The following is a 23,221-nucleotide window of genomic DNA, read 5'->3' as shown; positions in this document are numbered from 1 at the left end:
CCAAGGAGCAATACCATGAAGATGATCTCCCGTTCGGTGCTTGCCGTTGCTGCCACCTTCGCCCTGGCCGGTGCCGCACAGGCTGCCGATATCGTCGGTGCGGCCAGCCCGGTGACCGACGCCGAGCTGTATGTGGCCGTCGGCGATTCCCAGGTCAACGGTGGCCCGCACTCGGCCGGCAAGGCCGGTATCGGCGTCGGCACCGTTTCCGGCGCCCGCCGTGTCGACTTCCAGGGCCTGTCGGCCTACTCGGTGCCGACCACGGTCAACGGCACCACCGTGCGTACCCTGGCCATGCCGATCACCGGCGCGCCGGGCAGCCACTCGGGCATGGGCCACTTCAACTTCGTCAAGGTCGGCAGCGGCGATGTCTGGTTCGGCGAGTGGTCCAAGGATGGCGCCGCCGGTGGCTTCAACAACCGCCAGGTCTACTTCGTCGGTGACCGCACCGGCACCACGCTGCCGGCCGGCGTGGCCACCTACAGCGTGGCGGGCCTGAACAAGTTCAACGGCAGCAACCTGCTGTCGGGTACCTTCCGCGCCAACTTCGGCAATGGCACGCTGGCCGGTGGCATCAGCGGCGGCGGCCTGTCGGTTGCGGTCAATGCCTCCATCAACAGCGCCAACGCCTCGTTCGCCGGCTCGGCCACCGCCAACGGCTCGGTCACCGGCACCACCCAGGGCCAGTTCTTCGGCGCCAACGCCGCCACCCTGGCCGGCATCGCCACCTTCGCCGGCAACAGCCAGTACGACACCGCCTTCGGCGGCAGCAAGAACTGATCGCCACGCCCCTTAACGGGGCAGGGCAGGGACAAGCCGCGATCCGCCAGTCCCTGCTTCGGCCCGCTGCATGCATCATCACGGATCGACCATGCGCCATCCCATCTTCCTTCTCGTCCTGCTGCTGGCCGCCGCCGATGTGCGCGCCCAGCAGGACGATCTGCGTCGTGTGCTTGAACAGGGCAGCGAACTGCGCCATCAGCAGCAGGACCAGCAGCGCCTGCAACAGGCCGAATCACAGCGCCCGACCATCACCATCGACGGCCAGACGATGCGCGTGGAGCGCACCATCGACGACCTCGGCCAGGCCCTGTATCTGTCGTTGCAGCACCAGCAATGGCAGGCCGCCGCAGCGTTCCTGGGCGAGTACATCGAACTGCCCGGGCACGACCCGTTGCTGCGCCACTACGCACAGGGCGCGCTGGCCCGGGTGGCCGGTGACCATCGCGGTGCCGCGCGCGAGTATGAGGCCCTGCTGGAGGCGCAGCCGGACTTCCTGCCGGCCCGCCTTGAACTGGCGCGCGTCTACGCCGAGGATCAGCGCGACCGTGAGGCGGCGGCGTTGTTCGCGGCGATCGCGGCCGGCATCGACAGCGACGATCCGGCCACCGCCGGCGTGCGCGCGCGGGTCGATGGTTATCTGGCCGCGTTGCAGGCGCGCCAGCGCTGGAAAGGCGCGGTGGCGGCCGGGCCTGCCTGGAGCGACAACATCAACCGCAGCTCGGCCAGCCGCACCTGCCTGTTCGGCGTGGGCGACAGCTGCATCATTGAACGCACATTGCCGAAGGCGCAGCAGGCCGTCGGCCTGGATTACGATGCCAGCCTGGAGCGGCGCTGGGCGCTGGCCGGCCACCATGGCCTGTACGTGCGTGGGTTGGCATTCGGCCAGGCGTGGCGCGGGCACAGCGCCTACAACGAACTCAACGCCAGTGTGCAGGCGGGCTACAGCTGGCGCAGTGCGCGGCACACCGTGCTGCTGGCGCCCAGCTACGACTACCAGGCATTGGGCAACCACGCCCTGCAGGGCGGCAGTGGCATGCATGGCGAGTGGCAGTACGCACTCGATGCCCGCAGCCTGCTGAAACTGGAGGCCGACTGGAGACGCCAGCGCTACCGGCAGCCGGGCCTGGCCGACAACTACGATGGTGAGCTGGCCGCGCTGTATGCCACCTGGTTCCGCGCGCTCAACCCGCGCTGGACCGTGTTTGCCGGCGTGGACCTGACTGACAGCCATGCTGCCGATGACGCCAACGGTTACCGCCAGCGCGGCGTGCGGCTGGGCGCGGCACGCCAGTGGAGCGGCACCACCGCCACGGTGTTCGTTTCGCTGCGCCAACGTGACTACCACGCCTGGAGCCCGCTGCTGGAAGCGCGCCGGCAGGACGACGAACAGAACCTGATCGCCATCGTGCGCAGCGAGCGGCTGGCAGTGGCCGGCCTGGTGCCAAGCCTGAGCCTGCGCTACGCCCGTATCGACAGCAACGTTGGCTGGTTGTACAGCCATGACCGCAGCCTGTTCAGCCTGAAGTGGGAGCGTGCGTTCTGAGCCGTCTGCGTGCCCGGGGTGAATGCGCCGTGGGCGTGATCTTCATCGATCGTCACGCGCCCTTGTAGTCCAGTTCGCGCATCCTGCCCACGTTGCGGCGCGACAGGCCGCGGGTACCGAGGAGTGCGGCGCGTGCGGGAAGCAGGCAACACAGCGGAAGGGTTGAAAGGGCTACGTGTGCTGGTGGCGGAGGATGAGTTCGCCATCGCGATGTTCCTGGTGGACTACCTGGAACTGAAAGGGGCGCAGGTGGTCGGGCCGGCCGGTGATCTGCAGGCGCTGGGACAGCTGGTCGATACCCACCCCATCGACGTGGCCCTGCTGGACATCAACCTGGGCGGTGAACAGGTCTATCCGTTGGCAGATCGCCTGGCCGAAGCCGGCACGCCGTTCCTGCTCACCTCCGGTTACGACGACAACCTGCCCAGCCGCTTCGCGGCGGCGCCACGCTGCACCAAGCCTTACCACATCGAGGCCCTGGTCCAGCAGCTGGCCGGGCTGGCGGCAGCCCCGCAGGTGTCTGCGGGCCTGCGTTGATCGCAGCGCATGGCGCGCCGTAGCGACGATATACATGCCGACGGCCTGCGGGGGTCGATGCCCGCACCGTTGCATCGGCGCGCGCGCCGCGACGGCATGGCCGCACGCATTGCCCAGCACGAATGGTCCAGCACGCCGCTGGGCGCCATCGAGCACTGGCCGCCGCATCTGCGCGCCACGGTCGATCTGATGCTGGCCCACGGCTTCCCGATGATCGTGCTGTGGGGCGAGCAGCTGGTGCAGCTGTACAACGATGGCTACGCCGAGATCCTGGCCGACCGCCACCCTGCGGGGCTGGGCCAGCCAGCCCGCGAATGCTGGCCGGAGGTGTGGCACATCAATGGCCCGCTCTACACGCGGGTCTGGCAGGGCGAAACACTCACCTTCGAGGACAAACGCTTTGCGCTGGCGCGGCAGGGCCGCCTGGAGGACCGCTGGTTCACGCTGACCTGCAGCCCGATCCGCGGCGGGGAAGGGCGCATCTGCGGGGTGCTGGTGACGATGTTCGAGACCACCGCCGCGCATCGTGCGCTGGCGGCGCGCGAACGCGAGGAGCAGCGCCGGCGCGAGAGCGAACGGCGCCTGGAACTGGCCTTCAAGGTACTGCCGGTGGGCCTGTGCATCGTCGATCTGCAGGGCCACATACAGTTGTCCAACGACCAGATGCGTGCCTACCTGCCCACCGGCAAGGTGCCCTCGGCCGACACCGCCAACCAGTACCGCTGGCGTGGCTGGCATGCAGATGGCACACCGATTGAACCGCAGGATTTCGCCATCGCACGGGCCATGCGCGGCGAAACCGTGGTGCCGGGGCTGGAGTTCCAGTTCCTGCATGACGATGGCCGCACCCTCTGGACGCGGGTGGCGGCCGCGCCGCTGCGTGATGCCGATGGTGAGGTCAGCGGCGTGTTTGCCATCGCCGTGGACATCGACGATCTCAAGCGCGCCACCGAGCGCCAGGCGGTGCTGCTGGCCGAGCTGCAGCACCGGGTACGCAACATCATGTCCACCATCCATGCCATCGCCTGGCGTACCCGCGAATCGGTCGGCAGCGTGGATGAGTATGCCGACCGGCTGTGTGGGCGCCTGATGTCGCTGGCGCGCACGCAGAGCCTGCTCACCCGCGGCGCCAACGCTGGCGTCTGCCTGCGTGGCATGCTGGAACAGGAGATCGCAGCGCAGGTGCCTGCGGCGGCGGCCTGCCAGCTGCAGGGTGAGGATGTGCTGCTGCCGCCGAAGGCGGCCGAAGTGTTGTCCCTGGCCATCCACGAGCTGGCCAGCAATGCGCTGCGGCACGGTGCGCTGGCCCATGAAGACGGCCGCATCCAGGTGTGCTGGCGGGTGGAGGAGCGGCAGGGTGAGCCCTGGCTGCAACTGCACTGGTGCGAGCGCCATGCCGAGGTGGAGGGCTGGGCGCTGCCGCGCCAGCGCGGCCTGGGCCGGGCCCTGATCGAGCAGCGGGTGCCGTATGAGCTGGCCGGCAGCGGCCAGCTGCGCTTCGGGCCGCAGGGCCTGGATGCCCGCATCGGCTTCCCCTTGCGGGAGCGCGGCAGCTTGCTGCAGACCGACGCCCCGCAGGCCCGGTCGGGGGGCTGACGCAGGGGGAATGGGGCATTTATCCCCAATTGGGCCAAATTGGGCATAATGGGCTCAATCGTTCCCGCCTGGAGCCGTGCCATGACCCTTCCGCTGGACCTGCCTGGCCTGGAAAAGGCCCCTGCCTCGTCGGTGAAGACCCGTGGCTGGCCGAGCCTGATGCGCACCGTGCGCGAGAAGCAGGCGCTGGTCATCACCAACCACAACCACCCCGAAGCGGTGATCGTGGACATCCGCACCTACCAGGAACTGCTGGCCAAGGCCGCCGGCGGCGATGCCGATGAGCGCAGCGAGGAACTGCTGCGCCTGCGCACCGAGTTCGACCAGACCCTGGCCGGGCTGCAGCGCGGGCAGGGCCTGGGCAAGGTGCTGGGCAAGCCGATCCGCCGCGGCCGCAAGGTGGCCCTCGGCCGTCCGCTCTGACCGATGGGGCGGATCCTGGTACTGGCCGGTGTCAATGGCGCCGGCAAGAGTTCACTGCTGGGCACCTGGCTGGAAGCCGACGGCCTGGCCTGGTTCAACCCCGACAGCTTCACCCGTCGCCTGGTCGAGGCCGGCTGGCCGTTGGCCGAGGCCAACGCCGAGGCGTGGCAGGAAGGCACCCGGCGGCTGCGCCAGGCCATGGCCGAGGGCAGCGACTTCGCGTTTGAGACCACGCTGGGCGGCAACACCATTCCGCGCCTGCTGCGCGAGGCCTGCGATCACCACCAGGTGGCCATCTGGTTCTGCGGCCTGGCAACCGTGGAGCTGCACATCGCCCGTGTCGCCGCGCGGGTGGCCGCGGGCGGCCACGATATCCCCGTGGAGAAGATCCACGCCCGCTTCGATTCGGCCCGCGAGAACCTGCTGGATCTGCTGCCGTACCTGGCCGAGCTGCACGTCTACGACAACAGCGCCCCGGCCGACGCCGAAGGCTGCGTCGAGCCGCTGCCGGTGCTGGCGATGGAACACGGGCAGCTGCAGTACCCGGTGTCCGTGGCCGAGCTGCTGCACACCCCGGACTGGGCCAAGCCCATCGTGATGCGCGCCATGGAATTGAACAGCGCGCACGACTGACCGCAGGGACGTGTGGTGGGTGCGACCCACCGCCCTGGTGGGTGCAGCCAACCGCTCTGGTAGGTGCAACCAACCGCTCTGGTGGGTGCGAACCTGGGTTCGCACGCTTGAATCAACCCGCGCGGGCCACCATGCCCAGCACCGTGCCGGCCAACGCAAGCCAAGCCGGCACCGTCAGCCGCCGGCTGACCAACGCCGCGCCCACCACCGCCAGCATCGAAAACACGATGGCCAATGCCAGCAGCGGCTCGCCGCGCAGGAACTGATGGATGCAGCCGGCACAGCCGGCAATGGCCAGGCTGATGGCAAGGAAAACGGGGAACACGGAGCCAGCGTACACAGACGTACCTCGCGAAGATGCAGGCCATAGCGGCCGCGCAGCGCGCGAATTTAGCCCCGGTTGCAGATTGCGAGGCGTGCATCACAGGCCGTGCGCGTTGCGCTTACATCGTGCTGCCTAGGCTGGACCACACCCCACATCCACTGTCTGCTGGAGATTGCAATGGCACGTACCATTCCCGAAGGAACCCTGATTGTCGTCGCCGATGGCGGCTCGGCCCGCGTGTTCACCAACGTGGGCAGCGATCGCGAGCTCACCTTGAAGCAGGAAGGCGAACTGCGCCTGCAGGACATCAGCGCGCAGGGCGTATCGGGGCAGGGCCCGGCCGGTGCAGTGCCGAAGGATATGTCGGTGTCGCAGCTCAACGAAGCCACCTTCGCCAAACAGGTGGCCGAACAGCTCAACGACGACGCCCTGAACAACCGTTACGCCCACCTGGTGCTGGTGGCCGACCCGACCACGCTGGGGCGCATCCGCCCGCTGCTGCACAAGGAAACCCAGGCGCGGCTGCTGGGCGATATCGCCAAGGATCTGACCAACGCTCCGCTGGCTGACATCCAGAAGGCGGTTGCCGCATAGGTGCCTGGATGCATACCGGCGGGACGGATCAACCGGCGGGATGGATGGGCCGACTGGGTAGAGCCGACTGTTAGTCGGCTATCGCGCGAAGCGCGGGCTTTGGCGGGCGCGAAGCGAAGTCGACTAACAGTCGACTCTACCCAGTCGATGCGGTCGATGCCGTTGGCATCGTCTGCCCCGCCCGCCACCAGGCCCTCAGTGATACGTCACCTTCTCCGCTTCCGCCCGCAGTTCCTGCAGCAGGCATCGCCCGTGCTGGCTCAGCATCACCATCGCCATGGCAATCTGCTTGGGGTTGTAGTCCATCGGTGCCGGCGGCTTCGGCTCGGGGCCGTACTGCTCGCCAATCAGGATGGCCATGCCTTCGGCGCTGTTGAATGCCTGTTCGATACGATGGAACAGCGATTCCATGGCCGGGCTGAGCGTGCGTTCGGACGTCATGCGGGAACTCCTTGGGTAGCGAAGGCCACCGCAAGGGTGGCGGGCGATGCGAGTTGGAACCCGGAGAAACTGAAGAACTCCGATGGCCAGACGGCCACACGCAGCGCCCGCCGTAGTCACGACAGGCAGTTCTTCAGTTTCAAGCGGGGGTTCCAATCCCGGCAGCGGAATCCCCGCTGCGGCGCCATCGTGCACACATCACGGCGCGGAACACTCATTGATGTTTCCTGCCGAATGGGCGCAATCGAAAGATCACATCACTCACCACAACTCACTCCCGCGAAAACATGTCAGGCGCGACCATCCCTGTCGCGCCTTCCATGCAGTGGCCGGGAACTCCTGTTCTCCGGCCACACCTCTCGCCCCCAGATCAACCCGCAATCGAAACGATCACGGGTTGAAGGCGACCGATTGCCAGCCAGAACTGACACTGTGATCGGCGTATGTGCGCCATGCGTAGAGTCGAGCTTGCTCGACTGCTCTGTAGAGTCGAGCCATGCTCGACTGCTTCAAAACCAGCCGAGCATGGCTCGGCTCTACAAAAGACCAGCTGGGTGTGGCCTGGTTCCGCGCGGAAAAGCAGTCGAGCAAGCTCGACTCTACCGGCCAACAGGTGTCGAACAAGGCCCGGTGCCCCAGCATCGCGCCGTTGTGGAGCCGGGGTTCGCCCGGCTCCACCAGCACGCCGCTTTACCAGCTGTAGCTCACACCCACCTGCGCGGTGGTCTGGTGATAGCCGCTGGCACGCTGCAACGACAACCCGCCCCAGGCACCGAAGCCATTGGCGAACTTCAGCGATGCGCCGCCGCTGAACTCACCACGGCTGCGCGGCACTCGCGCATCGGCCACTTCGTCGTTCATGCGGATCTGCGAGTCGCTGCGGTTGTGCAGCCAGTTCGCTGCCAGGTACGGCTGCACCTCGGCGGCGCCGTTGCCCCAGCGGGTCACGCCGGACAGGCGCAGGCCTGCGCGGCCGAACAGGCCGTTGGCATCATCATTGGCCACCGTGGTGCCGTTCACCTCGATATGGCGGCTGTCGCTGAAGCGGTTGTAGCCCACCTGTAGCTGCGGCTCCAGGAAGATGCCGCCGTTGCTGGCACCGCCCACGCGGAACGCATAGCCGGTTTCCACCGCGCCCTGCCAGGCACGGCTGTCGTAGCGCTCCTCGGCCAGGCCGACGCCCTGCACGCGGTTGCGGAACTGCGCACGCTGCACCGAACCATCCACATAGAAGCCGGCATACGGGTCAGCGCCATTGCCGCCACGCCAGGTGCCGTACAGGCCCAGCGCTTCGCCCTTCACCTTGCCGCGTGCGTGGTAGCCGGTCACCTCGTTGGTGGAGGTGCTGCTGGCGTTGCCGGTGGACAGCATCACGCCGGCGCTGCTGCCATTGTCGGCGCGCCACAGATCGGCACCCACGGTCAGCGCCTGGCTGTTGCCACGGATGTCCAGCTGGCGGCTGATGGCATCGAAGCCATTGCGCGAGCCATCCACGCGCGCCCAGGCACGGCCGGAATTCTGGCCGGCATGGCGTTCGTGGTAACCCAGGCGGAACATGGTCTGCGCGGCGTGCAGGTTGGCCAGGTAGGCGCCGACTTCCGGGCGCAGCAGCGGCACCGGGTCAATGGGGTCCACCGGGTCGATGGGATCGACCGGATCGACCGGATCGACCGGGTCAACCGGCTTGCACTGCGGAAGACTGGGGTCGGTTTCACACGGGTCGGGGAAGAACTGGCGGGACGAGCTGAGGTACCAGTTGCCATCGGTGCCGGTGCCCTTGTGCAGGAAGTACTCGTACTGGCCACCCACGGCGCGGCCGGCCAGGGTGTACTGGCCATTGGAGGCGCCGCCAACCTGGATCAGCTCGATGCCCTGGGTGGTCTGCGCGCCTGCACCGTCGATGTTGTTCACGCGCACATTGGCGGTGCCGCTGGTATCGCCGCCGACAATCAGCTTGTCGGTGGCCGCATCATCGCCGGCCAGCACAGTGTTGAAGACCAGCGTGCCGCCGTTGCTGGCAAAGTTTCCGGCCACGTTGAGGGTGTGGAAGGCCGAGCCATCGCCGAGCGCGATCTCACCGCCGCTGCCCAGCGACAGTGAACCGGTGCTGCTGTCGCCGGTGAGCTGCCAACGGCCGTTGTCCACCGCCATCGAAGTGATGTTCTGGGTGGTGCCGAGCAGGGTGGCGTTGTTGGTCAGGTTCACATCGACGGTGCTGCCGGCGGTGTTGACGATGTTGCCGGTGAGGTTGGAGTTGTCGATGGTGAAGCCGACGGTGGCGGCGGCGGCGGTGACTTCCAGGATGTTGCCGTTGCTGCCGATGAGCTGGGCGCCGTTGCGGGCGGTGAATGCAATCCTCGGGTCCGAGAGGAGCGGCGATCGTGCCGCGGCCACAACCAGTGCGCCCCCCCCTTGCCCTCCACCTTGGATGCGTCGATCACGACATCGGATGCATCTGCTCCACTGCCCTGCTGAGTACTGCCCACGGCGTAGATACCATTCTGGGCGCCGGTAACGACGCTTCCGTTAGTTACACGGATATCGGACCCTTCGAAAGCAACAATGCCATTGCCTGCCAACGCGGCATTGGCACCGGCGTTGGCGAGTCCAGTAACCTGGGAGCGATCAAGGGTGAGCACGCTGCGTTGCCCCGGCAACGGCCCGATGACGCTGACTCCCGCGCCGAGCCCAGTGATCTGGCTATTCGTGATGCTGGCGGTAGACGCAGGCAGCTGACTGGTAAAATCGATAGCAAGCGAGAATCCTCGCCCATTGGTGTTGACCACAGTGGAGTTGGACATGATCAGGTCACTGTTCAGCAGGCGAAGCATGCCTGGGCCGGATGCTCCAGACACTTCAGCACCGGAGATTGTCAGCTTCGATTGCTCTCTAGCGGCAATGTCGAGCGTAGTTCCACCGGGATTGACGGTGAGCTGAGCATTGTTGAGCGTCCACGTCTCCGGCACATCACCCGGCTGCACGGTTGCAGATTCCCCAGGGTTCAACGTGCCGGCATACACCGGAGCAGCCAGGGCAAGAGAACTGGCCACGGCCAGCGCGAGGGAACGACGAACAGCGATCTTCATGACGGAACTCCTGTGGGGACCAGACTTCAGGAAAAGAGCCGCATTCACTTCGTCGGCGTGAATCAGACGCGCAGGGGGTGTGAAGGCAAAGTGATAGCGGCGGGTTTCGTGACCCCCGGCACAGCAAAATGTGAATTGGGTCGCCCTGCGACATGAATAGCCGGGACTGACTTTGCTGCGCCGCAATGGGCTCGGCGCACAGTTTTCCGATCTGGCCACGGGCAAGCCATGCAATAAGTTGCAGATGAAACAGGACAGCTTTTGTCGTGTTTGGAACTGTTCAGCTGCAGCGCAACATGCCGCCACCCATGGCCAGTGCTAGCATCCGGCCATCACCTAAATCGATCCAAATGCCGATGCCCAGGTTGCACCGTCGTCTCCTGATCGCTGTCGTCGCTACCGCCATGCTCGCCTCCGGTGCGGCCCTGGCGGCACCGCCGAAATCCGCCGCTGAACGCGCCTACGCCTCGGTCGATCCGTTCATCGGCACGGGCGGTGAAGGCCATACCTACCCGGGTGCGACGGTGCCGTTCGGCATGGTCCAGCTCAGCCCGGACACGCGCATCCAGCCGCGCGAGAAGGCCTACGGCTGGGCCGCCGGCTACCGTTACGACGACAGCAGCATCGTCGGCTTCTCGCACACGCATTTCTCCGGCACCGGTCATTCCGATCTGGGCGATATCCTGGTGATGCCGTTCACCGGCACGCCCGGCTTGGAGCGTGGTGATCCGGAAAAGCCGCGCAGCGGCTACGCCTCGCGCTTCCGCCACGACGACGAGAAGGCCGAGCCGGGCTACTACGCGGTCACCCTGGACGACTACAAGGTGCGCGCCGAGCTGACCACCAGTGCGCGCGTGGGCGTGCACCGCTATGCCTTCCCCAAGGGCACCGACGCCAAGGTGTTGCTGGACATGCGCACCAGCATGTACGACTACCCGGGCAAGATCCTGTGGTCGCGGGTGCGCGTGCGTGCCGATGGCACCGTGACCGGCTTCCGTGAGACCCGTGGCTGGGCGCCGGGCCGCCAGCTGTATTTCGCGATGCGCTTCTCGCGCCCACTGTCCGGCCACGAGCTGCATAACACCGAGCAGGACATCGTCTACAAGGGCTTCCCGCCGCCGGGCGAGAAGGACCCTGCACAGCGTGCCCAGATCGAAGGCCGGCAGCTGGTCGGCACCTTCAACTTCGGCAAGCTGGATGCACCGCTGGTGGTGAAGGTGGCGATTTCGCCGGTCAGCGAGGCCGGGGCCATCGCCAACCTCGATGCCGAAGTGGCCGACTTCGATTTCGACCGCGTGCGCGCGCAGGCCAAGCAGGAATGGACGCAGGCGCTGTCGGTACTCGATATCGACGCCCCCGAACACGCCCGCCGCAGTGCTTATACCGCGCTTTACCACACGCTGCTGGGGCCGACGCTGTTCATGGATGCTGATGGCCAGTACCGCGGCTCGGACAACGCCGTGCACAAGGCCGAGGGCTATACGAACTATTCCACGTTCTCGCTGTGGGACACCTACCGGGCGCTGCACCCGCTGCTGACCCTGGTGCAGCCGGAAAAGCGCAACAGCGACTTCATCAACTCGATGTTGGCCCATCATGAGCACAGCCCGTACGGCATGCTGCCGGTGTGGTCGTTCCACGGCCTGGAAGACTGGTGCATGATCGGCTACCACGCGGTGCCGGTGATCGCCGATGCCTACGTGAAGGGTATTCGCGGCTTCGATGCCGACAAGGCGCTGAAGGCGATGGTCGAGACTGCGAACTACGGCCCGTACGACGGCATCGCGCAGTACCGCGAACTGGGCTATGTGCCGATCGACGAAGAAGGCGAGGCGGCCAGCAAGACACTGGAATACGCCTTCGACGACTGGACCATCGCGCGCATGGCGCAGGCCATGGGCAAGACCGATGTGGCCGCCACCTTCGACAAGCGCGCCGGCAACTGGCGCAACGCCTTCGACAAAGACACCGGCTTCATGCGCGCACGCAAGCGCGATGGCAGCTTCCGCACCCCGTTCGACCCCAGCGCCAGCGGCTATGGCACCGACTACACAGAAGGCAATGCCTGGCAGTACTCGTGGTACGTGCCGCAGGACGTGGCCGGGCTGGCAGCCGCGCACGGTGGCAGCGACAAGCTGCTGGCGCGACTGGACGACGTGTTCAACGCCAAGGTTGATCCGTCGATCTTCGCGCACATGGAAGACATCACCGGCCTGATCGGCTGGTATGCGCATGGCAACGAGCCCAGCCACCATGTGGCGTACCTGTATTCGTATGCCGGGCAGCCGTGGCGCACGCAGGCGCGGTTGAAGCAGATCATGGACACCCAGTACGCCGACCGCCCCGATGGCCTGGCCGGCAATGACGACGTGGGCCAGATGTCGGCGTGGTACGTGTTCACCGCGCTGGGTTTCTACCCGGTGGCGCCGGGCTCGGGCGAGTACATCCTCGGCCGCCCGTTCCTGCCGAAGACCGGGATGCGCCTGCCCAACGGCAAGACCTTCACCATTGTGGCCGACGGGCTGGATGACGCGCACACCTATGTGGGCAGTGTGAGCCTCAATGGCAAGCCGTTGCAGCGCACGTTCCTACGCCATGACGAGATTCTGGGCGGCGGCGAACTGCGCTTCAGCATGCAGGCCGAACCGAACAAGGACTGGCCGGGGCAGGGCGCGCAGGCGCCGTACTCGATGAGCCGGTGATGTGGCGATGGCTGGCATACGGGGATCCCGCTTTGGTAGGTGCCAACCTTGGTTGGCACGCGCGGGGATCAACAGCGCCAATCAAGGTTGGCTGCTACCGATCCATGCCTCCCGCTGAACCCGCTTTGGTAGGTGCCAACCTTGGTTGGCACGCGGAAGATCAACATCGCCAACCAAGGTTGGCCGCTACCGGGGCATGCCTGCCGATGAACCCCGCTTTGGTAGGTGCCAACCTTGGTTGGCACGCGGGAAATCAACGGCGCCAACCAAGGTTGGCCGCTACCGGTCCATGCCTCCCGATGAACCCGCTTTGGTAGGTGCCAACCTTGGTTGGCACACGCGGGGATCAACATCGCCAACCAAGGTTGGCTGCTACCGGGCCGTGCCTCCCGATGAACCCGCTTTGGTAGGTGCCAACCTTGGTTGGCAAGCGGGAAATCAACGGCGCCAACCAAGGTTGGCCGCTACCGATCCATGCCTCCCGATGAACCCGCTTTGGTGGGTGCCAACCTTGGTTGGCAAGCGGGAAATCAACGGCGCCAACCAAGGTTGGCCGCTACCGATCCATGCCTCCCGATGAACCCGCTTTGGTAGGTGCCAACCTTGGTTGGCAAGCGGGAAATCAACGGCGCCAACCAAGGTTGGCCGCTACCGGGTTGTGCTTTGCTCTTGTTCGGCGCCTGCCACGGTTGGCGTCTACCCAGGTATGCCGCCAACGGCAGCCGAGCATGGGCTCGGCTCTACAGGGGGTGTTCGGTAGCCGTCAGGCGAACCGAAGGCTGACCCGCGCGCCGCCGATGGGGGCGGTGCTGATCGCCAACGCCGCGCCATGCCGCTGCGCGATCTCGGCCACGATCGCCAGCCCCAGTCCACACCCATCGCCTTCGCTGCTGGAACGGTAGAAGCGTTCCGTGACACGTCCACGCTCGGCCTCAGCGATGCCGGGGCCATTGTCGTCCACCCACACCTGCACGCCGTCAGCATCCCGCTGCACACCCAGCGTGATCACGCCGCGCACGGCGCCATAGCGCAATGCATTGTCCAGCAGGTTGCCCAGCGCCTCGCGCAGCAACTGCGGGTCACCCTGTACCGGCACGCCTTCGTCCGGGCCGTCGTAACCCAGGTCCACACCCGTCGCCAGCGCCCGGTCGGCATAGCGCTCAACCACGCCTCGGGCAAGCGCGGCCAGGTCCACCGGATGCAATGACAGCACGCTGCCGTGCGAATCCTCGGAACGGCTCAGCATCAGCAACTGATTGACCAGATGTTGCAGCCGCGCCAACCCGGCCAGGGTGCCGGACAAGGCCAACTGCTGCGCCTGCGGATCGTGCTGGCGCAACGAACTTTCCAGTTCCACCTGCATGGCCGCCAACGGTGTGCGCAGCTGATGCGCGGCATTGCTGACGAAGCGCCGCTGCGCGTCCTGCATCGCATCCAGCCGTTGCAGCAGGGCGTTGTAGGCTTCCACCGCCGGCCACAGTTCGCGCGGTGCCTCCTGTGCAGGGTCCAACGGTGCCAACGGGTCGGGGCGGGGGCTGGCCAGCCGGCGTGCGACCTGGTTGGCATGGCGCGCGGCAGCGCCGGTGCCGGACCAGGCCAGCCACGCGGCCAGCGCCAGGATCGCGGCCTGGAACGGAACGCTGGTCATCAGCAGTTTGCGTTCCAGCCGATGGCGCTTGCGCAGTGTCTCGGCCACGCGCAGGCGGATCTCATGGCCGGGCCCGGCGCTGACCACCACTTCCACCATGCGTACCGCCTGGCCACGCAGGCGTGCGTCGTAGTAGACCGCGTCGCTGCCATCGGCGGCGAGCGCTGGGCGCGGCAATGCCTCGGGCAGATCGCCATACAGTCGCCCGCCGGTGGCATCGACCACCTCGCCATGCACTTCGTCGGCGGTGTCCCAGGTGAACATGCGCGAGACCGCCGGGGTGATCTCGATGGGGACGCGGTCGTCCTGCACCTTCACCAGCTCGGACAACGACATCGCCGAGTCCAGCAGCCAACGGTCGTAGACCTGGCCGGCATAGAAGCGGGCCAGCGCGAACGAGCCGACCGCGCTGCACAGCATCAGTACCAGCAGCGGCAGCCACAGGCGGCGCAGCAGCAGGCCGCGCAGGCTGTGCACGCGCTCAGTCACCGCCGGCCTCCAGGCGATAGCCGAGGCCGCGCAGCATGCGGATGCCCACGCCAGCGCGTGCCTGTTCCAGCTTGCGGCGCAGGCGGCTGACATGCACCTCGATCACCGACAGGTTGGCCTCGTGGTCCCAGCTGTACAGCGCATCGAACAGCCGTTGCTTGGTGACGGTGCGACCGGGATGCTGCATCAGCGCTTCGACCAGCGCCAGCTCGCGCGCGGTCAGTTCGATGCGCTGGCCTTCCACCTGCACTTCATTGCGGATGCTGTCGAAGCACAAGCGGCCCAGCCGCTTCTGTGCCGGTGCATCACTGCGCCGGCGTGACAGCGCACGCAGGCGCGCCTCCAGTTCGCCGAGCGCGAAGGGTTTTGCGAGGTAGTCATCGCCGCCGCGGTCCAGCCCAAGAATGCGGTCCTCCACACCGTCACGTGCGGTAAGAATCAACACCGGCAGGGTGACGCCCTCGTTGCGCAACCGCGACAGCAGATCGAGCCCGTCCACGTCGGGCAGCGAGAGGTCGAGCACCATCACGTCATACGGCGCACTGGCCAGTGCCGCCGGTGCATGCAGACCACGCGACAGGTGGTCGCACAGATGGCCGGCACCCTGCAGGGCGCGGATCAGTCCATCGGCCAGGGCGGCGTCGTCTTCGATCAGCAGGATTCGCATTGCAAGCTTCGTGCAAGGTTGGGGCAAGTTTGGCGCAAGTGCGTCACCTTAACGTGACGTGCATGAATTTCTCCCTTCATGTTGCGGCCGTGCTGGCCGCCCTTGTGTGCGCACCCACGGCGTCAGCGTTGTCGCTGGCCGACGCGCAGCGTGCGATGGATGCTCACAACCCGGACCTGCGTGCAGCGGCACTGGAGCTGCGCGGGGTGCAGGGCGATGCGCAGAGTGCCGCGCTGCGGCCGGCAGCCGAGCTTTCGATCGGCAGCAGCAAGATCAGCCCGAAGCACGGCATCGGCGCCGGTCGCTGGCAGGACAAGCGGGTGGACAGCACGCTGGGCCTGGGCTGGACCTGGGAGCGTGGCGGCAAGCGAGCGCTGCGCATCCGCCAGGCCGATGCGTTGCTGCAGGTGGCCGGGCTGGAGATGCTCGATACCCGTCGCCGCCAGCAGGTGGCGCTGCACGAAGCCTATTTCGGGCTGAAGGGCGCACAGGAGCGCGCGCAGATTGCCGAGGCCAACCGGCAGAGCTCGGCCGAGCAGATGGCAGCCGCGGACAAGCGGGTGGCCACCGGTGCGATGGCGCCGGTGGACCGCGCGCGGCTGGCGGTGGACGATCTGGCGGTGGCCGACGCCGCACGCGAGGCGGCGCTGGACCTGCGCGATGCGCGGCACACGCTGGGCCTGTTGCTCGGCCGCGACGACAGCGGCGAGCTGAGTGCCGATGACCCGTGGCCGGACGCCGCCGGTGTGGCCGGTACGCGGGCCTTCGATCCTCAGCAGCGCGCCGACCTGCGAGCCGCGCGCTCGCGGCTGGCGGCCGCCGATGCCGGCGTGGCGCTGGCACGCAGCGAGCGTCACCGCGATATCCAGCTGGGGTTGGAGGCCGAACGTGAACCGACCGATATCAGTGGTGTCACCTGGGGCGTGTCGCTGACCATCCCGCTCGGTGGCCCGTCGCGTGCGCGCGGCGCGATCCAGCGCGCCGAAGCCGATCGGGACACCGCCGCGCTGGAACTGCAGGTGCTGCAGCGTGAGGCGCGTGCCGAACTGGACCAGCTGCAGGCCAGCGCGCAGGCCGCCGCCCAACGCCGTACCGACTACGAAGGCCTGCACGCTGATGCCGCACGCAAGGCGGTGCTGGGCATCGAGCTGGCCTACCGCCGTGGTGCCGCCAGCCTGACCGATCTGCTGGATGCGCGCCGTAGCTGGCGCGACTTCGAGGCCGCGCTGATCGAAGCACGCGCCGACCATGCCATTGCCCTGGCGCGCTGGGAAGCGGCCACATCCGTTGCTGAAGGAGAATCCCGATGAAGTCCACCGTCGCCCATTGCCTGCGGGCGCGTCATGCTGTGCTGCCGGCGTTGCTGGCGCTGGCCCTGCTGAGCGGCTGCGGTCGCGAGCCGGCGTCGTACAGCGAGGATGCGCCGCAGGTCAGTGCCGGGCAGATCCAGTTCCCGGCCGACAGCCGCCAGCTGGAGGTGCTGCGCAGCGAGGCGGTGACCGCCGGTGCCAGTGCCAGCCTGCAGCTGCCGGGCCGGGCGGTCTGGGATGAAACCCGCTCCAGTGCTCTGCGCACGCCGCTGCCGGGGCAGGTGGCGCGTATCGAGGCGCAGCCGGGGCAGAGGGTGAAGGCTGGTCAGGTCATCGCCTGGATCACCTCGCCGGAGTTCGGTCAGGCGCAGGCCGAGGGCGCGCGTGGCCGCGCCGAGCTGCAGCAGGCGCGCAGGGAGCTGGACCGCACCCGCGAGCTGCACGCCGCAGGCGTGGCGTCCGGGCGCGAGCTGGACGAGGCCGAGGCCAACTTCGCCGGCAGCCAGGCCGATCATGCGCGTGCGACCGCCTTCGCCAAGGCCTATGGCAATGGCCAGCGCGTTGATCAGCGCCTGCCGTTGCGCGCGCCCATCGATGGTGTGCTGGTGGAGCGGCGGATGAACCCGGGGATGACGGTCAGCCCGGACAGCGAGCAGCCGTTGGCGGTGATCGGTGACCCGGATCGCCTGTGGCTGCTGCTGGACATTCCCGAAAGCCTGGCCGGGCGCCTGAAGGCCGGCATGCAGGTGAGCGTGTCCGGCGCCGACGGCACCCCCTTGCAGGCCACGCTGCAGCACGTGGACGACTTCGTCGACAGCGAGCGCCGCGTGGTACAGGCGCGCGCCGAGCTGGACAACCGCGCACGCAGCTTCAAGGCCGGGCAGTACGTGCGTGCACAGGTGGCGTTGCCGGCCGAGGGGGGCGTCAGCCTGCCGGATGCGGCGGTGTTGCTGATCGATGGCACGCAGGTGGTGTTCGTGGAAGAAGGCAGGGGCCGCTTCGTACGCCATGCTGTGCATGCCGAAGAACTCGGTGACGGCCGCTTGTGGGTACGTGAGGGTCTGGCGGCCGGCAGCCGGGTGGTGGTCGAGGGCGGGCTGCTGCTGCAGCAGCTGGTGGACAGCGCTCCGGCCTCATCGGCCGCCGGTAGCGGCACGAGGCATGCCGCGCCATGATCGATCGCCTGATTGCCTATTGCCTGCGCCAGCCGTTGATGGTGATGCTGGCGCTGCTGTTGTTCATCGGCGCCGGTATCGCCGCGTTCCGCGTGCTGCCGGTGGAAGCCTTCCCGGATGTGTCCGATACCCAGGTGACGGTGGTGTCGCTGCACCCAGGCCGTGCCGCCGAAGAGGTGGAACGCGAGGTGACGATGCCACTGGAGGTGGCACTGTCCGGCATTCCGCATTCGGTGCGGGTGTTCTCACATACACAGTTCGGCCTGTCGATGATCATCCTGACCTTCGATGACAAGGCCGATGACTATTTCGCGCGCCAGCAGGTGCTGGAGCGCCTGCAGGGCGTGGAGCTGCCGGAAGGGGTGACCCCGGAGCTGGAGGCGATGAGCTCGGCGGTGGGCGAGATCTACCGCTATGTGCTGAAGGGCCCGCACCTGACGTCCACCCAGCTGCGCACCACCCAGGAATGGGTGATGGAGCGTGGTCTGCGCACCGTTCCGGGGGTGGCCAATGTGGTCAGCTTCGGCGGCTTCGCCAGAACGTTCCAGGTCAAGCCGGACCTGGACAAGCTGCGCGACCGCGGCATCAGCCTCGGCGAGTTCGCCGAAGCGCTGGAGAAGGGCAGCTCGAACGCGGGTGGCGGCTACGTGGAACGTGGCCAGCAGCAGTTCCTGATTCGTGGTGTCGGCCTGATGCGCACGCCGGCCGACATCGGCAACGTGGTGGTGGCGCAGCGCGGAGGCACGCCGGTGCTGGTACGCGACCTGGCCGGCATCGCCGACACCGGGCTGCCCAGGCAGGGCCTGGTCGGTCAGGACGACAACGACGACGCAGTGTTCGGCATGGTGCTGATGCGCAAGGGCGAGAATCCGTCCGATGTGCTCGACGCCCTGCATAAGCGCATCGCCGAGATCGAAGCGAACCAGCTGCCGGCCGGGGTCAGCATCGAGCCGTTCTATGATCGCTCGTGGCTGGTCTCGACCACTTTGAAGACGGTGTTCCGCAACCTGTTGGAAGGCGCGGTGCTGGTGTTCCTGGTGCTGTGGCTGTTCCTGTACAACGCCCGCGCGGCGTTGATCGTGGCGGCGATGATGCCCTTGGCGCTGCTGTCGACCTTCCTCGGCCTGCACCTGTGGGGCGTGCCGGCCAATCTGCTGTCACTGGGTGCGATGGACTTCGGCATCATCATCGATGGCGCGGTGATCGTGACCGAGCACATTGTTTCGCGACTATCGAAACTGCCACCCGACGCCGACCGGAAGACGCGCTTTTCGACCATCCTCTCGGCGGTATCGGAGGTGGGCCGGCCGACGTTCTTCTCGATGCTGATCATCATCGCCGCGCACATCCCGATCTTCACCCTGCAGCGCCAGGAAGGCCGCATGTTCGCGCCGATGGCCTACTCGGTGACCTCGGCGCTGATCGGTGCGTTGATCCTGGCGCTGACCGTGGTGCCGCTGTTCTGCTTCTGGTGGCTGCGGCGCGACCGCATGCGTGACGGCAACCCGCTGATGGACCGCCTGGCCGGCTGGTACAAGCCAGTGCTGGAGCGCGCCCTGGCGCGACCGCGTGCGGTGGTGCTGACCGCGGTGGCGCTGCTGGTCGCGACGCTGGCACTGGGCACGCGGCTGGGCTCGGAGTTCCTGCCGGAGCTGGACGAGGGGTCGATCTGGCTTACCGCCACGCTCGATCCCAGCACCAGCCTGGCCGAAGCGCAGCAGCAGTCGCGGCGCATCCGCGAGCTGGTCGGCACCTTCCCGCAGGTGTCGACGGTGGTGGCCAAGCTCGGCCGCCCGGAAGACGGCTCCGATGCCAAGGGCGCCAACCAGATCGAGGCGCTGGTAGCGCTGAAGCCGGAGAAGGAATGGCCTAAAGGCGTGGACAAGCGGCAGCTGGTGAGCGACCTGCAGCGCACCCTGGAGCAGCGCATTCCCGGGCCGGAGTTCTCGATCTCGCAGCCGGTGCGCGACAACATCCTGGAGAGCATTTCGCAGATCAAGGGCCAGGTGGTGATCAAGGTCAGCGGCTCGGACCTGGAGGTGCTGAACCGGCAGGCGCAGGCCATCCTGGCCCAGGTGCGCGGCGTGGAGGGCGTGGAGAGCGCCTTCATCGACCGCGACGGTTCACTGCCACAGCTGCAGATCGAGATCGACCGCGACCGTGCCGCGCGCTACGGCCTGAACGTGCGCGACGTCGATGAGGTGATCGAGACCGCGCTGGGCGGACGCCAGGTCGGCGAGCTGTGGGAGGGTGACCGCAGGTTCCCGATCACCCTGCGCCTGGACGACGCCGACCGCGACCTGCAACGGCTGCGCACGGTGCCGGTGGGTATCGGCGATGGGCATGCGGTGACGCTGTCCGATGTCGCCGACTTCCGCATGGCCAGCGGCGCGATCAACATCTCGCGTGAGAACGCACAGCGGGTGAAGGCGGTCAGCATCTTCATCGCCGGGCGCGACATGGGCAGCGTGGTGGCCGACATGCGCAAGCGCGTGGATGCGAACGTTCCACTGGCCGAGGGCTATCGGCTGGAATGGTCCGGTGAATTCGAGAACCAGCAGCGTGCGATGAAGCGGCTGGGCTGGGTGATTCCGTTGTCGGTGCTGCTGATCTTCGTGCTGCTGTTTGACGCCTTCAAGGACATCAGCAGCGCAGCCCTGATCCTGGCCAACGTGCCGCTGGCGATGATCGGCGGCATCCTGGCCTTGTGGTTGACCGGCATTCCGCTGTCGGTGTCGGCGGCGATCGGGTTCATTGCCTTGTTCGGGCAGGCGGTCCTGAACGGGGTGGTGATGCTCAGTCGGTTTGCCCAGCTGCGCGAACAGGGCATGGACCTGCTGCAGTCGGTGGTGCAGGGCTCGCTGCAGCGCCTGCGCACGGTGCTGATGACCGCGCTGCTGGCGATGTTCGGGCTGTTGCCGATGGCCACCTCGCATGCGATCGGCGCCGAGACCCAGAAGCCGCTGGCGGTGGTGGTGATTGGTGGCCTGCTGTCGGCGATGCTGCTGACGTTGCTGGTGCTGCCGACGCTGTATTACTGGGTGCACCGGCGGCGGGAGGCCCGCGCTGGATGACCCCGCGGTAGAGCCGAGCCCGCGCTCGGCTGCTTCTGGCCTGCGCACGAAAAGCAGCCGAGCATGGCTCGGCTCTACAGTAGATCCACGCCATGCGTGGATGGGGCATGCCGCTGTACGACCGGCAGCACCATCTCGAACACGGTACCCGTTTCGTCGGAGACAACACTCACGCTGCCGCCGTGCGCCTGCGCGATGGCACGGGTGATCGCCAGGCCCAGCCCGGCGCCCTCATGGCGGCCACGCTCGCCACGGTAGAAGCGGTCGAACAGGCGCGGCAGCGCCTCGGCGGCAATCGGTGTGCCGATGTTGTGCACGCTGATCCTGCACAGGCCCTCGGCCTCGACCAGCCGCACCCGTACCTCGCTGCCTGCAGTCGCGTGCTTCAACGCGTTCGAGAGCAGGTTGGCAATCGCCCGGTGCAGCATCAGTCGGTTGCCCTGGACCTGCAAGGCGCCTTCGCGGTGCAGCGTCAACTGCCGATCCTCGGCCAGTGGCTCGTAGAACTCCAGCAGCGCATCCACCACGGCATCCAGCGGCACCGGCTCGCGTGAGGGCAGGGCGCCGGGTGCTTCGGCCTGCGCCAGGTACAGCAGGTCGCCCACGGTCTGGGCCAGCTGCTGCAGCTCCTCGGCGCAGGACGCCAGGGTTTCGCGATAGGCCTCGTTGCTGCGCGGGTGCGCCAGCACCACCTGCACCTGGGTGAGCATATTGGTGATGGGCGTGCGCAGTTCGTGGGCCAGATCACCGGAGAACCCGGTCAGCCGCGCGAAGTCCTGCTGCAGGCGTGCCAGCATGCCGTTGAGGGTCTGTGCCAGCTGTTCCAGTTCGGCCGGCGCGCTGCGTGCGCTCAGCCGGCGCTGCAATCGACCGGCGGTGATCTGCCGGGCTTCGTCAGCCAGCGTGTGCAGCGGTCGCAGGGTGCGCCGCACCACATAGCTGCCGAGCAGGCTGCTGGCCAGTGCCGCGCCGATGATGGCGATTGCCAGCAGATGGCGGAACCGTTGCAGGAAGGCGGCGTGACGATCATCGTCAATGGCCAGCAGGGTCACCAGTGAACCGCCGTCGGCCAGGATCTGCCGCAGGTGCAGGGCATGCATGCAACGGCCATCGGCAAGGATCCAGTCATGACGGCGTGGCGCGGTGTCGATGGGTTGGCGGCGTGCGTGTTCGCGCAGCGGCGCCGGGGCGGTGGAGAACAGGACGGCACCGCGGTCCTCGACGATGTGGAAGGCGATGTCAGGATGGTGGCCGAGCGCCTCGCCCAGGCGCTGCGCGCGTCCGGGAGCAGGTCCGTTGCCGGCCAGGTCGCGGATCAAGGCCGCCTTGTTCTCCAGTTCGATGAAGTCCTGCGCCACCAGATCGTGACGGGCGCTGAGATAGATCGCCACGCCCAGCGCCGCCAATACCAGCGTAGCAACGGTGGCGAACAGCAGCGTCAGGCGTACCGCGATGGAACGGCGCAGGCTCATCCTTGGTGAGCGGCGCCCTCGTCAGGCGCCTCCAGCACGTACCCCATGCCGCGCACGGTGACGATCAGCCTGGCGTCGAAGCCATCGTCGATCTTCGCGCGCAGGCGCCGGATCGCCACATCGATCACGTTGGTGTCGCTGTCGAAGTTCATGTCCCACACCTGCGAGGCGATCAACGAGCGCGGCAGCACTTCACCGCGGCGGCGTGCGAGCAGCTCCAGCAGGGTGTATTCCTTCGGACTGAGGGTGATGCGTTGGCCGCCGCGCTCCACCCGGCGGCGCAGGGTGTCCACCACCAGGTCGGCGATGACGATGCGTTCGGCCTGCGGCACCACCTGGCCACGGCGCAGCAGGGTGCGCACGCGCGCGAGCAGCTCGGCGAAGGCGAAGGGTTTGCCGAGGTAGTCGTCGGCACCCAGCTCCAGGCCCTGCACCCGGTCGGCGATGCTGCTGCGCGCCGTGAGAAACAGCACCGGCACCTGCCCGCCGGCGGCGCGCAGGCGTGACAGCACGTTCCAGCCATCCATGCCCGGCAGCATCACATCGAGGATGACCAGCTGGTACTCGCCCCCGCTCGCCAGATGCAGGCCATCAAGGCCATTGCAGGCCAGATCGACCACGTAGCCGGCCTCGATCAGGCCCTGGCGCAGGTAGTTTCCGGTCTTGGGTTCGTCTTCGACGATCAGCAGCTTCATGGTGCGCCCATCATCGCAGTTTGCGCTG

Annotated in this window: 20 protein-coding genes; 12 read left to right on the top strand and 8 right to left on the bottom strand. The window is 67.3% G+C overall.

The genetic code is table 11. From position 1 onward, the window contains the following. Positions 1-15 precede the first annotated feature (15 nt). The 6 genes from C9412_RS05560 (at position 16) to C9412_RS05535 (ending at position 5,515) form a co-directional block, all read left to right on the top strand. On the top strand, positions 16-780 hold the full coding sequence (locus tag C9412_RS05560; protein WP_107230705.1) for a Slam-dependent surface lipoprotein: 765 nt from the start codon (positions 16-18) through the stop codon (positions 778-780). A gap of 91 nt (positions 781-871) precedes the next feature. After that, positions 872-2,326: a surface lipoprotein assembly modifier gene (locus C9412_RS05555; RefSeq protein WP_107230704.1), complete on the top strand. Its 1,455-nt coding sequence runs from the start codon at positions 872-874 to the stop codon at positions 2,324-2,326. 132 nt (positions 2,327-2,458) lie between these two features. Further along, complete coding sequence (locus C9412_RS05550) at positions 2,459-2,863, top strand: response regulator (RefSeq protein WP_107230703.1); 405 nt, start codon at positions 2,459-2,461, stop codon at positions 2,861-2,863. A gap of 9 nt (positions 2,864-2,872) precedes the next feature. Continuing rightward, entirely contained in the window at positions 2,873-4,459 is a 1,587-nt protein-coding gene (locus tag C9412_RS05545) for a PAS domain-containing protein (RefSeq protein ID WP_107230702.1), read from the top strand. An 81-nt stretch (positions 4,460-4,540) separates the two neighbouring features. Continuing rightward, positions 4,541-4,882 carry a type II toxin-antitoxin system prevent-host-death family antitoxin gene (locus C9412_RS05540; RefSeq protein ID WP_107230701.1) on the top strand — a complete coding sequence of 114 codons (342 nt, stop codon included), beginning with the start codon at positions 4,541-4,543 and terminating at the stop codon, positions 4,880-4,882. A 3-nt stretch (positions 4,883-4,885) separates the two neighbouring features. Then, positions 4,886-5,515, top strand: a complete 630-nt coding sequence (locus C9412_RS05535; RefSeq protein WP_107230700.1) for a hypothetical protein — start codon at positions 4,886-4,888, stop codon at positions 5,513-5,515. Positions 5,516-5,627: 112 nt separating this feature from the next. On the opposite strand, the gene C9412_RS05530 is transcribed toward C9412_RS05535, so the two are convergent. Continuing rightward, positions 5,628-5,840: a hypothetical protein gene (locus C9412_RS05530; protein ID WP_258190008.1), complete on the bottom strand. Its 213-nt coding sequence runs from the start codon at positions 5,838-5,840 to the stop codon at positions 5,628-5,630. Between the two features lie 177 nt (positions 5,841-6,017). On the opposite strand from C9412_RS05530, the gene C9412_RS05525 reads away from it, so the two are divergent. Beyond that, the gene (locus tag C9412_RS05525) at positions 6,018-6,434 is read left to right on the top strand and encodes a host attachment family protein (protein ID WP_107230698.1); all 417 of its coding nucleotides are present in this window, start codon (positions 6,018-6,020) and stop codon (positions 6,432-6,434) included. Positions 6,435-6,629: 195 nt separating this feature from the next. Here the strand turns inward: C9412_RS05525 and C9412_RS05520 are convergent, their stop codons facing one another. Further along, on the bottom strand, positions 6,630-6,875 hold the full coding sequence (locus C9412_RS05520) for a hypothetical protein (protein WP_107230697.1): 246 nt from the start codon (positions 6,873-6,875) through the stop codon (positions 6,630-6,632). Between the two features lie 496 nt (positions 6,876-7,371). Between C9412_RS05520 and C9412_RS20510 the strand changes: the two genes are divergently transcribed. Then, positions 7,372-7,578, top strand: coding sequence for a hypothetical protein (locus tag C9412_RS20510; protein ID WP_146160117.1), 207 nt, complete (start codon positions 7,372-7,374; stop codon positions 7,576-7,578). Here C9412_RS20510 and C9412_RS05515 read toward each other — a convergent pair. Further along, entirely contained in the window at positions 7,566-9,026 is a 1,461-nt protein-coding gene (locus C9412_RS05515; protein WP_258190059.1) for an autotransporter outer membrane beta-barrel domain-containing protein, read from the bottom strand. The two genes, C9412_RS20510 and C9412_RS05515, sit on opposite strands and share 13 nt — an antisense overlap. Before the next feature lie 50 nt (positions 9,027-9,076). Beyond that, the gene (locus C9412_RS20860; RefSeq protein ID WP_258190007.1) at positions 9,077-9,961 is read right to left on the bottom strand and encodes a hypothetical protein; all 885 of its coding nucleotides are present in this window, start codon (positions 9,959-9,961) and stop codon (positions 9,077-9,079) included. A 350-nt stretch (positions 9,962-10,311) separates the two neighbouring features. Here C9412_RS20860 and C9412_RS05510 point away from each other — a divergent pair, with 350 nt between their 5' ends. Continuing rightward, positions 10,312-12,663 (top strand): GH92 family glycosyl hydrolase, encoded by a 2,352-nt coding sequence (locus tag C9412_RS05510; RefSeq protein ID WP_107230695.1) that lies wholly within the window; start codon positions 10,312-10,314, stop codon positions 12,661-12,663. A 763-nt stretch (positions 12,664-13,426) separates the two neighbouring features. Here C9412_RS05510 and C9412_RS05505 read toward each other — a convergent pair. After that, the gene (locus C9412_RS05505; protein ID WP_107230694.1) at positions 13,427-14,800 is read right to left on the bottom strand and encodes a sensor histidine kinase; all 1,374 of its coding nucleotides are present in this window, start codon (positions 14,798-14,800) and stop codon (positions 13,427-13,429) included. Beyond that, positions 14,793-15,467, bottom strand: coding sequence for a response regulator (locus C9412_RS05500; protein WP_107230693.1), 675 nt, complete (start codon positions 15,465-15,467; stop codon positions 14,793-14,795). Before C9412_RS05500 ends, C9412_RS05505 begins: the two co-directional genes overlap by 8 nt. Before the next feature lie 62 nt (positions 15,468-15,529). On the opposite strand from C9412_RS05500, the gene C9412_RS05495 reads away from it, so the two are divergent. Genes C9412_RS05495 through C9412_RS05485 form a run of 3 tightly spaced genes read left to right on the top strand, consistent with a single transcriptional unit; the run spans position 15,530 to position 21,026 of the window. Then, the gene (locus tag C9412_RS05495; protein WP_107230692.1) at positions 15,530-16,777 is read left to right on the top strand and encodes a TolC family protein; all 1,248 of its coding nucleotides are present in this window, start codon (positions 15,530-15,532) and stop codon (positions 16,775-16,777) included. Further along, on the top strand, positions 16,774-17,952 hold the full coding sequence (locus tag C9412_RS05490) for an efflux RND transporter periplasmic adaptor subunit (RefSeq protein ID WP_107230691.1): 1,179 nt from the start codon (positions 16,774-16,776) through the stop codon (positions 17,950-17,952). The genes C9412_RS05495 and C9412_RS05490 overlap by 4 nt, the downstream gene beginning before the upstream one ends. After that, positions 17,949-21,026, top strand: coding sequence for a CusA/CzcA family heavy metal efflux RND transporter (locus tag C9412_RS05485; protein WP_107230690.1), 3,078 nt, complete (start codon positions 17,949-17,951; stop codon positions 21,024-21,026). Before C9412_RS05490 ends, C9412_RS05485 begins: the two co-directional genes overlap by 4 nt. A gap of 74 nt (positions 21,027-21,100) precedes the next feature. Here the strand turns inward: C9412_RS05485 and C9412_RS05480 are convergent, their stop codons facing one another. Beyond that, on the bottom strand, positions 21,101-22,498 hold the full coding sequence (locus tag C9412_RS05480) for a heavy metal sensor histidine kinase (protein ID WP_107230689.1): 1,398 nt from the start codon (positions 22,496-22,498) through the stop codon (positions 21,101-21,103). After that, positions 22,495-23,193, bottom strand: coding sequence for a heavy metal response regulator transcription factor (locus C9412_RS05475; RefSeq protein WP_107230688.1), 699 nt, complete (start codon positions 23,191-23,193; stop codon positions 22,495-22,497). The genes C9412_RS05480 and C9412_RS05475 overlap by 4 nt, the downstream gene beginning before the upstream one ends. Positions 23,194-23,221 lie beyond the last annotated feature (28 nt).

Origin of the sequence: Stenotrophomonas sp. Nf1, from assembly GCF_003028475.1 — a bacterium.
Taxonomy (GTDB): Bacteria; Pseudomonadota; Gammaproteobacteria; order Xanthomonadales; family Xanthomonadaceae; genus Stenotrophomonas.
The sequence above is the reverse complement of the archived record's forward strand: the minus strand, read 5'-3'. Positions and strand labels throughout refer to the sequence as shown.

Bases quoted from the DNA above. Each gene is read 5' to 3' on its own strand.
- C9412_RS05560 (WP_107230705.1), top strand. From the start codon at position 16: ATGAAGATGATCTCCCGTTCGGTGCTTGCCGTTGCTGCCACCTTCGCC.
- C9412_RS05555 (WP_107230704.1), top strand. From the start codon at position 872: ATGCGCCATCCCATCTTCCTTCTCGTCCTGCTGCTGGCCGCCGCCGAT.
- C9412_RS05545 (WP_107230702.1), top strand. From the start codon at position 2,873: ATGGCGCGCCGTAGCGACGATATACATGCCGACGGCCTGCGGGGGTCG.
- C9412_RS05540 (WP_107230701.1), top strand. From the start codon at position 4,541: ATGACCCTTCCGCTGGACCTGCCTGGCCTGGAAAAGGCCCCTGCCTCG.
- C9412_RS05535 (WP_107230700.1), top strand. From the start codon at position 4,886: ATGGGGCGGATCCTGGTACTGGCCGGTGTCAATGGCGCCGGCAAGAGT.
- C9412_RS05525 (WP_107230698.1), top strand. From the start codon at position 6,018: ATGGCACGTACCATTCCCGAAGGAACCCTGATTGTCGTCGCCGATGGC.
- C9412_RS05520 (WP_107230697.1), bottom strand. From the start codon at position 6,875: ATGACGTCCGAACGCACGCTCAGCCCGGCCATGGAATCGCTGTTCCAT.
- C9412_RS20510 (WP_146160117.1), top strand. From the start codon at position 7,372: ATGCTCGACTGCTTCAAAACCAGCCGAGCATGGCTCGGCTCTACAAAA.
- C9412_RS05515 (WP_258190059.1), bottom strand. From the start codon at position 9,026: ATGGCGGTGGACAACGGCCGTTGGCAGCTCACCGGCGACAGCAGCACC.
- C9412_RS20860 (WP_258190007.1), bottom strand. From the start codon at position 9,961: ATGAAGATCGCTGTTCGTCGTTCCCTCGCGCTGGCCGTGGCCAGTTCT.
- C9412_RS05510 (WP_107230695.1), top strand. From the start codon at position 10,312: ATGCCGATGCCCAGGTTGCACCGTCGTCTCCTGATCGCTGTCGTCGCT.
- C9412_RS05500 (WP_107230693.1), bottom strand. From the start codon at position 15,467: ATGCGAATCCTGCTGATCGAAGACGACGCCGCCCTGGCCGATGGACTG.
- C9412_RS05495 (WP_107230692.1), top strand. From the start codon at position 15,530: ATGAATTTCTCCCTTCATGTTGCGGCCGTGCTGGCCGCCCTTGTGTGC.
- C9412_RS05490 (WP_107230691.1), top strand. From the start codon at position 16,774: ATGAAGTCCACCGTCGCCCATTGCCTGCGGGCGCGTCATGCTGTGCTG.
- C9412_RS05485 (WP_107230690.1), top strand. From the start codon at position 17,949: ATGATCGATCGCCTGATTGCCTATTGCCTGCGCCAGCCGTTGATGGTG.
- C9412_RS05480 (WP_107230689.1), bottom strand. From the start codon at position 22,498: ATGAGCCTGCGCCGTTCCATCGCGGTACGCCTGACGCTGCTGTTCGCC.
- C9412_RS05475 (WP_107230688.1), bottom strand. From the start codon at position 23,193: ATGAAGCTGCTGATCGTCGAAGACGAACCCAAGACCGGAAACTACCTG.